A 7,750-nucleotide genomic window follows, 5' to 3' on the forward strand; every position below is an offset into this window, starting at 1 on the left:
TTTTCGGCCTGATCGGCGGCGTCAAGACGATGGGCTTCCTCGGCCTCTTCATAGGCCCTGTACTGATGGCGCTGCTCGTCGCCATCTGGCGCGAATGGCTGCGCGAGGTCGAGCTGATGGATGAGCTTCCACCTGCCGCTGAAGAAGGGAACGGGCCGCCACGGATCGAGACGGCGCCTGAGACCAGGAAAATTCAGGCCGGGTAGGCGACGGCGAGCGCCGCCCGGCGCCTGCGGCCTTCGTGCAATTGCCAGAGCGAGTGGGCTACCAGCGCCACGATCAGGATCGCGCCGCCGATCAGGCTGTTTCGTGTCGGAGCCTCGGCAAAGACCAGCCAGACCCAGACAGGCGCGAGCACCGTCTCCAGAACGTAAAACATCGCCACCTCCGGCCCTGAAATATATTTCGGGCCGGCGGCGAGACAGAAGAACGAGATCGGCATGATCACCGCGCCGTTGAAGATGATCCACCACGGCGCGTTGACGTGCAGTCCTTCACCCGAGACCATGAATGCGGCGAGCGCCAGCGGAAAGACGACGCCGACCAGCGCGGTGAAGCCCATGTCCTTGCCGCTGGCGCGCGAGATGGTGATGGCGAGTGCGACGAAGAAGGCCGAGCAGAGCGCCATGAAATCGCCGAACAGTTTTCCGGTGCCGACCGAACCGCCGACGATGATCAGCACGCCGACGATCATCGCCAGCATTGCGATCACGGTGCTCAGCCGCGGTCGTTCTCTGAGGAACAGCCAGGAGAGCAGCGCCGCGAAGACGGTGTTGAAGGCCAGGATGAAGACGAGGTCGGCGGTCGAGGTATGATAGACGGCGGTGACGAAGGTGATCGAAGTCAGGCCGTAGCAGATCGCCGCCGCCAGGCCCGACCAGCCGGGGATGAGCTTCGGCACGTTGCCGCGCACCGCTCGCCAGACGACCCAAATCAACAGGGTGGCGACGAGCGTTGTCCCGGTCCGCAGCGCCATGATGGTCCACGGGCTGCCATCCGCGAGCCGGATCAGGGGAATGTCGAAGGTGAGCACCAGGCCGCCGATCGCGGTGATCAGCAGGCCTTTCTGATGGTCGTGGTGGGAAGACATGATTGGTCTCGCAATGATTTGCAGGCGGCGGCTGGATCGATGGCGCACTCTTCCAGCGAGTGGCGGAAACACCAGCTTCCTGCCCCTTGAAACAGTTTAAGAACGGGCTTTGGAAAAACGTCAGCGAATGACCGCTTCGTGGTCGTAGCGTTCCCAGCCTTTCGGACCGAGATGCTCCTGCGGCATGAAACGCATCTTATAGCTCATCTTGCGCGAGCCGTTGACCCAGTAGCCGAGATAGACGTGGGGCAGTCCCATCGCCTTGGCGCGGGCGATGTGATCGAGGATCATGAAGGTGCCGAGCGAGCGGTCCTCGAAATCGGGATTGAAGTAGGAATAGACCATCGACAGGCCGTCGGCCATCTTGTCGGTCAGCGCCACCGCAATCAATTCACCCTGGCCCTTGCCGGTGATGAAGGTGTCGGGGCCGCGGCGCCGGTATTCGATGATCTTGGTGTCGACATGCGTGTCCTCGACCATCATCGCATAGTCGAGCACTGTCATGTCGGACATCCCGCCGCGGCGATGGCGCGCGTCGAGATAGGCGCGAAACAGCGAATATTGCTCGGTGGAAGGCTGCGCGTCGTGCATGGCGCCGATGAGGTCGGCATTGCGCTGGGTGACACGGCGCATGTTGCGGCTGGCGGTGAACTCCTGCGCCAGGATGCGCACCGAAACGCAGGCGCGGCAGGATTCGCAGGCCGGTCGGTAGGCGATGTTCTGGGAACGCCGGAAGCCGCCTTGAGTGAGCAGATCGTTCATCTCGGGCGCCTTGTCGCCGACAAGGTGCGTGAACACCTTGCGCTCGAACTGGCCCTCCAGATAGGGGCACGGGGACGGCGCGGTCAGGAAGAACTGCGGCGACTGGGTCGGATGCTGCGTCATCGATTCTTGGACACGCTCCTGCGAATCGCCCTACCTTTGGCCCGGCCGGCGAAAAATTCAACAGGATTGTGCTGTCTCGGCCGGCCCAAGCTGTTCATAATCTAGCACAACCGGCGCGGCGAGGGCGGCCGCACATAGCGTCAGCTATCGGTGCGGGTGACGACGGTGCCGAGAAGCAGGTCGTGCAGCGTGCGCTTGCGATCGGAAAACAGCGTGACCAGCAGCACCAGCGGCGTCAGGGTGACGTTGCCGGCCCAGAACAGCACCGAATGCACGACGGCGGTCAGGCCGTCGATGCGCGTGCCGTCGAGCCTCTCAAGCCGGATGCCCATGATCTTCATGCCGGCTGTGGCCTGGTCGCGGCTGCCCAGCGTGTTCCAGATATAGAGGATGGCAACCGCCGGAAGCAGGACGGAGAACAGGGCCCAGCCCAGGCCGAAGGTCAAAAGCCCGAGTAGGGCGACCAATATGGCGAAGGGGATGGTGAGCAGCGCCACGAAGAAATAGTCGAGGATGAAGGCGAAGACGCGCCTGGTGCGCACGCCGCGGTAGGCGCGTGTATCCTCGAGCCTTGTGGTGATAATCTCGCCGTCCAGCACGCGCGTGTTCATGTGTCATGCCCTCGCAACAGGCCGGAAATAAGTCTCGGCCATTCGCCTCTGAAATGGTGAAAGCCGATGGCGGAATCAAGATGGACTGCTCGTGACGCCGGCGCGGCAGGCTGTGGCGAGCGGCGCTGCGGCGATTGAATTCCAGGCGCGGATCGCGTTAGCCTGCTGCGGCGCAAAAAGACGCCGAGGGGATGGGGAATATGGATTACGACATGTTGGTCATCGGCAGCGGCCCTCCGGGCGCCGCGCCGCGGTGCAGTCGGCCAAGCTCGGCAAGTCGGTTTTGGTCGTCGATAGAGGCCGGCGTCTCGGCGGCGTCTCCGTGCACACCGGCACCATTCCATCCAAGACGCTGCGCGAAACCGTGCTCAATCTCTCCGGCTGGCGCGAGCGCGGCTTCTACGGGCGCGGCTACCGGGTCAAGCAGGATATTTCGGTCAGCGACCTCGTCGAGCGCCTGCACAAGACGCTCGATCACGAAGTCGAGGTGCTGCAGCATCAGTTCATGCGCAACGCGGTCAAAAGCGCGCGGGCCACGGCCAAGTTCATCGGCGCCAACAAGGTCAGCCTGACCACCGACAATGGCGACTACAGCGAGATCGGTTTCGCCAATGCGCTGATCGCGGTCGGCACCAGGCCGCACCGCCCGCGCGACGTGCCGTTCGACAAGACACGCGTCTTCGACAGCGACGAGATGCTGGAACTTAACCGGTTGCCGCGAACGCTGACCGTCATCGGCGCCGGCGTCATCGGCGTCGAATACGCGACCATCTTTTCGGCGCTCGACGTGCCGGTGACGCTGGTCGAGCCGCGCAACACCATCCTCGATTTCGTCGATCGCGAAATCGTCGACGACTTCATCCATCAGATGCGCGACCGCGGCATGACCATTCGCCTCGGCAGCACGGTAAAAGAAATCGCCTCCAAGCCCGATCATGCCGAAGTGACCCTTGCCGACGGCCGCACCATCCGCTCCGAAATCGTGCTTTACGCTGCAGGCCGCAGCGGCAATCTTGGCAGCCTCGGGCTCGACATGGTCGGCATCGAGGCCGACAGCCGCGGCCGCATCAAGGTCGATCCCCAGACATTTCAGACCAGCGCGCCCAATATCTATGCCACCGGCGACGTCATCGGCTTTCCGAGTCTGGCCTCGACCTCGATGGAGCAGGGCAGGGTGGCTGCCTGCCATGCCTTCGGCGTGGCGCTGCCGCCGCCGCCGGAAACGTTTCCTTACGGCATCTACGCCGTGCCGGAAATCTCCACCGTCGGCCAGTCCGAGGAGCAGGTGCGCGAGAGCGGGATCGCCTATGAGGTCGGCGTGGCGCGCTTCCGGGAAACCTCGCGCGGCCACATCATGGGCGTCAACTCAGGTTTCCTGAAACTCCTGTTCTCGGTCGACACGCGCCGCCTGCTCGGCGCCCATATCGTCGGCGAGGGTGCGACCGAGCTCATCCATATCGGCCAGGCGGTGATCAATCTCGGCGGCACGGTTGACTTCTTCGTCAACAACACCTTCAACTATCCGACGCTGGCCGAAGCCTACAAGATCGCCGGGCTGGATGCCTGGAACCGTATGGGGCAGGGCTAGCCTTGGCAGCAGCGTCTATGTCTAGTCAGGCGGCCGGCGTCGAGGTCGCGGCAAGCCACTGCCGGGCGATCGCGGCATCCGCTTCGCCGAACTCATGGCCGGAGGCGACGATGCGCGCATCGACCTCGGCACGGCGCTGGCTGAAGAGCGTCACCAAGGCTGGCGCGAACGGGCCGTAGGTCTGGTCGGCCGCGCCGGCGATGATCAGCACCCGCGTTCCGGCAAGGTTCGTCGCCGGCGCATCGTCGAGCACCGGCATCGCCCTGAGCAGCGCCGCCTGCCTGACCAGGCCCGGATGAAGCAGCATCAGCGTGGAAACCAGATTGGCGCCGTTTGAGTAACCCAGGAAGGTCGCGCGGGTGAGATCAAGCTGGTGGAGCCGTGCGGCTTCCACTGCGAATTGGGCGAAAGCGGCCGTCTCCGCGCGGATGCTCGACTGCTCGAAGCTGATCGGCGTGATTCGCTCGAACCAGCGAAAACCGTCCTCCTGGCGGATGCGGCCGCGTGCTGCGACAACCACCGCGCGCGGCGCGATCTGCCTCGCCAGCGGCAAAAGTGTCGTTTCGTCCACGCCCGATCCATGCAGCACGAAAAGGCATCCGCCGCTCGCATTTTCCGGTCTGATCAGACGATAGGAAAAGGGCAGATCATGCTGCAGCTCGCTGTTTTTGCTGTCATGTTCGGACATGATCAGATCCTTTTGATTCTACGGTGATTTCGCTGATTTGCCGGCTTCAAAACGGAATGTTTTCAAGCTCCGCGAAAGTTGATTGAACCTGGCGCATTTCGGGCCGTTTCTGCGCCGATACACTCCCGAACGGGAGGAATCGAAGCGGTGCGTCGGGGGTCGCATTGCTGGACATGAAACACCAGCTCTGAGGCCTTTTGTCGATGACCATCCCTGTTTCTCAACGCGATACGCGTATCGATGTGCTGCGCGCGCTCGCCTTGCTCACCATTTTCGTCGACCACGTGCCGGGTACCGTCTTCGAAAATCTGACCTACAAGAACCTCGGCTTTTCCGATGCGGCAGAGGCCTTCGTTTTGATCTCCGGCATCTCGGTGGCGCTCGCCTATGGCACCAAGTTCAAGCCGGGGGGCAGGCTGCTGGCGACCCTCAAGATGTGGCGGCGCGCCGGCGTGCTCTACGTCACCCACATCGTCATCACCATGCTGGTGATCGCCCTGTTTTCCGCCACGGCCGTGTTCGCCCACCGCCCGGAGCTGTTGAAGATGATCAACATCGAGCCGCTGATGAAGGACACGCCGGAGGTGCTTTTCGGCATCGTCACCCTCGGCCATCAGCTCGGCTACAACAACATCCTGCCGGTCTATGCGGCGCTGCTTCTGGCGGCGCCGGCCTTCGTTCTGTTCGTTAGCTACAGGCCCGTGGCGGCACTGACGGTATCCGGGCTGCTGTGGCTGGTCGCCGGCATCTGGCAGATCGCTCCGCCGAATTATCCCGAGCCGGGTCTCTGGTTCTTGAACCCGCTGTCCTGGCAGTTTCTGTTCAACATCGGCCTTGCCGCCATGCTGCATATCAAGCGCGGCGGCACCATCCCCGTAAACCGGTGGCTGGTGGGTTTCGCCGGCGTCTATGTGGTGGGCGCGGCGATCTGGGTGCACAGCCCACTCTGGGGGCAGATCACCTGGTTCAATCTGCCGGTGGTGATCGGCGGCTTCGACAAGACCTTCCTGTCGCTGCCGCGGCTGCTGCATATCTTGGCCGTCAGCTATCTGGTAGTCGCCCTGCCGGCCGTATCGAACCTTTTCCGCGCCAAGCCCGACAATCCGCTGGCGATCCTCGGCAAGCGTTCGCTGCCCGTCTTCGTTGCCGGCACGCTGATTGCCATGGCCGCTCAGGTGCTCAAGCTGATCAATCCGGGCGGCCTCGCCTATGACACGTTGCTGATCGCTGCCGGCATCGCCATGCAGTTCGCACTGGCGCTCTATCTCGAATGGCTCGCCGGTCTCGGCCCGACCCGCATCAAACCGGCGCGTGCGGAGCCGGCGCGCACCGGGTTCGCTGCGCCGCCCATGCCGGCGCGGGTCGGCGGATATTGAGATGTGATTCTAGGATATGGGAGCAGGGCCCGTCGAGGCCCTAACGACGAGCTCAACGCCCATCGTCTCGCGCCGCACGGCGCCGTCATAGTCGAGGATCATGCGCGCGGCCCGCCGGCCGATCTCGGTGATCGGCTGCGCGATGGTGGTCAGCGGCGGGTCGCAGAGCGCGCCGTCGGGCACGCCGTCGAAGCCGACAACGGAAACGTCTTCCGGCACTTTCAGACCGCGCGCAGTCAGCCAGTCGATGGCGATCATGGCCATCCTGTCCGACATTGCCAGGATGGCGGTCGGCCGCTCGCCGCCGGCAAAGATCGCTTCGAGCCCCGCCCAGGTGCTCCTTTGCTCGTTCTCGGTCTCGAAGACCGGGATGCTCTTCGTGTCGACACCGAAGCCGGACAGTTCCTCGAAATAGCCGGCCAGACGGTCGCGCGTTCCCGTGTAGACGGCCGAGTGGACCATTTCGGGTGTGACGAAGCCGGTGCGGTCATCACCGAGAGTAAGCGACAGCACGGCGAAACGGCGATGTCCGAGTTCGGCAAGATGCCGCGCGGCGAGCCGTCCGCCGGCGATGTTGTCGACGCCGATCGCCGAGATCGTCTCGTCGTGAAAGCCGAGCTCCAACGCCACGAAGGGCAGCCTGCGTTCGCGCGTCAGCTCGACGAGACGCGAGCCACCTTCGATGCAGAACAGGATGAAACCGTCGACCAGCGCGCTCTGGATGTTCCAGGCGAGCTTCTCCTGGTTGGCCGCCGAAACCAATGCGATCCCGGCGCCGGTGGCGTCGCAGGCCTCGGAAATGCCCGCCATCATGACGCGGGCGAAGGGATCCTCGAAGAAGTAGGAAAGGGGCTCGGTCGTGCCGACGCCGATGGCATTGACCTTGCCGGCGCGCAGCAGGCGGCCTTTCGGATCAGGCCCGGCGTAACCCATCGCCTCCGCCACCGCCCTGACCCGCTCGCGCACCTCGGCGCGCACGACCTCCGGGCGACTGAAGACATTGGAGGCCGTCCCATGCGAGACGCCCGCCGCCTTGGCAATATCCGCCAGCCGGATGGGGCGTGCCTGGCCTTCGATAAGTGATGCCATGTCTGTTCTCCGAATCCGGTCGCATGTCGAACATGGACGCGGAAAGTCTGACGGTCCACTTACTACTTTTATTGGATCGATTCAAATTTTCGCTTGACTACGGCGGTGCAGGGGTTATGATTGAATCGATCCAAGTCTCTTGACATGAAGCAAGATTCGAGAAGGAGGGTGCCGTGCATCCGGTCAACTTTTTGTTCGAGGACGTCTACCGCAACGATTGGGGCATTGCTTCAGCCGAGCAGAGTGAGCGGCGCCGCGGCAAGACAGGCCCGTGGAAGCGTCAGCCCCGCTTCATCGTGGAGCGCAAGCGCGCCTGAGCAGCCGTCTTTTTCGCGTCGGTCTATTGGATCGATTCAATTCAAGGAAGTAAGTCATGCATCCCATCAGCCATCTCTTCGAGGACATCTATCGCAACTACTGGGG

The 7,750-nt window shown here is 63.3% G+C and carries 7 protein-coding genes and 2 pseudogenes; 4 read left to right on the forward strand and 5 right to left on the reverse strand.

Annotated elements, in window-relative coordinates:
• Positions 1-206 (forward strand): annotated as a pseudogene (locus EOA60_RS11335) (AI-2E family transporter); the annotation flags it as partial.
• Here EOA60_RS11335 and EOA60_RS11340 read toward each other — a convergent pair.
• The 3 genes from EOA60_RS11340 to EOA60_RS11350 all read right to left on the reverse strand — a co-directional run bounded on the left by EOA60_RS11340 (position 194) and on the right by EOA60_RS11350 (position 2,586).
• Positions 194-1,090, reverse strand: a complete 897-nt coding sequence (locus tag EOA60_RS11340; RefSeq protein WP_095824752.1) for a DMT family transporter — start codon at positions 1,088-1,090, stop codon at positions 194-196. The pseudogene EOA60_RS11335 and the gene EOA60_RS11340 overlap by 13 nt on opposite strands.
• 120 nt (positions 1,091-1,210) lie before the next feature.
• Positions 1,211-1,975, reverse strand: coding sequence for an arginyltransferase (locus EOA60_RS11345; RefSeq protein WP_095815147.1), 765 nt, complete (start codon positions 1,973-1,975; stop codon positions 1,211-1,213).
• 140 nt (positions 1,976-2,115) lie between these two features.
• Positions 2,116-2,586: an RDD family protein gene (locus tag EOA60_RS11350; RefSeq protein WP_095824751.1), complete on the reverse strand. Its 471-nt coding sequence runs from the start codon at positions 2,584-2,586 to the stop codon at positions 2,116-2,118.
• A gap of 200 nt (positions 2,587-2,786) precedes the next feature.
• Here EOA60_RS11350 and sthA point away from each other — a divergent pair.
• Positions 2,787-4,174 (forward strand): annotated as a pseudogene (gene sthA, locus EOA60_RS11355) (Si-specific NAD(P)(+) transhydrogenase).
• 25 nt (positions 4,175-4,199) lie between these two features.
• On the opposite strand, the gene EOA60_RS11360 reads toward sthA, so the two are convergent.
• Positions 4,200-4,862: an alpha/beta hydrolase gene (locus EOA60_RS11360; RefSeq protein WP_095824750.1), complete on the reverse strand. Its 663-nt coding sequence runs from the start codon at positions 4,860-4,862 to the stop codon at positions 4,200-4,202.
• A gap of 203 nt (positions 4,863-5,065) precedes the next feature.
• Between EOA60_RS11360 and opgC the strand changes: the two genes are divergently transcribed.
• Positions 5,066-6,238, forward strand: a complete 1,173-nt coding sequence (gene opgC / locus EOA60_RS11365; RefSeq protein ID WP_067330202.1) for an OpgC domain-containing protein — start codon at positions 5,066-5,068, stop codon at positions 6,236-6,238.
• Between the two features lie 9 nt (positions 6,239-6,247).
• Here the strand turns inward: opgC and EOA60_RS11370 are convergent, their stop codons facing one another.
• A complete protein-coding gene (locus EOA60_RS11370; RefSeq protein ID WP_095824749.1) occupies positions 6,248-7,327 on the reverse strand; it encodes a substrate-binding domain-containing protein in 1,080 nt (359 codons plus the stop codon).
• A 173-nt stretch (positions 7,328-7,500) separates the two neighbouring features.
• Here EOA60_RS11370 and EOA60_RS37500 point away from each other — a divergent pair, with 173 nt between their 5' ends.
• A complete protein-coding gene (locus EOA60_RS37500; protein WP_082954112.1) occupies positions 7,501-7,644 on the forward strand; it encodes a hypothetical protein in 144 nt (47 codons plus the stop codon).
• Positions 7,645-7,750: the final 106 nt, after the last annotated feature.

The organism is Mesorhizobium sp. M1A.F.Ca.IN.020.06.1.1, assembly GCF_004023265.1.
GTDB lineage: Bacteria > Pseudomonadota > Alphaproteobacteria > Rhizobiales > Rhizobiaceae > Mesorhizobium.

Excerpts from the sequence above, each read along its gene's own strand:
- opgC (WP_067330202.1), top strand. The coding sequence starts at position 5,066 with ATGACCATCCCTGTTTCTCAACGCGATACGCGTATCGATGTGCTGCGC.
- EOA60_RS11340 (WP_095824752.1), bottom strand. The coding sequence starts at position 1,090 with ATGTCTTCCCACCACGACCATCAGAAAGGCCTGCTGATCACCGCGATC.
- EOA60_RS11345 (WP_095815147.1), bottom strand. The coding sequence starts at position 1,975 with ATGACGCAGCATCCGACCCAGTCGCCGCAGTTCTTCCTGACCGCGCCG.
- EOA60_RS11350 (WP_095824751.1), bottom strand. The coding sequence starts at position 2,586 with ATGAACACGCGCGTGCTGGACGGCGAGATTATCACCACAAGGCTCGAG.
- EOA60_RS11360 (WP_095824750.1), bottom strand. The coding sequence starts at position 4,862 with ATGTCCGAACATGACAGCAAAAACAGCGAGCTGCAGCATGATCTGCCC.
- EOA60_RS11370 (WP_095824749.1), bottom strand. The coding sequence starts at position 7,327 with ATGGCATCACTTATCGAAGGCCAGGCACGCCCCATCCGGCTGGCGGAT.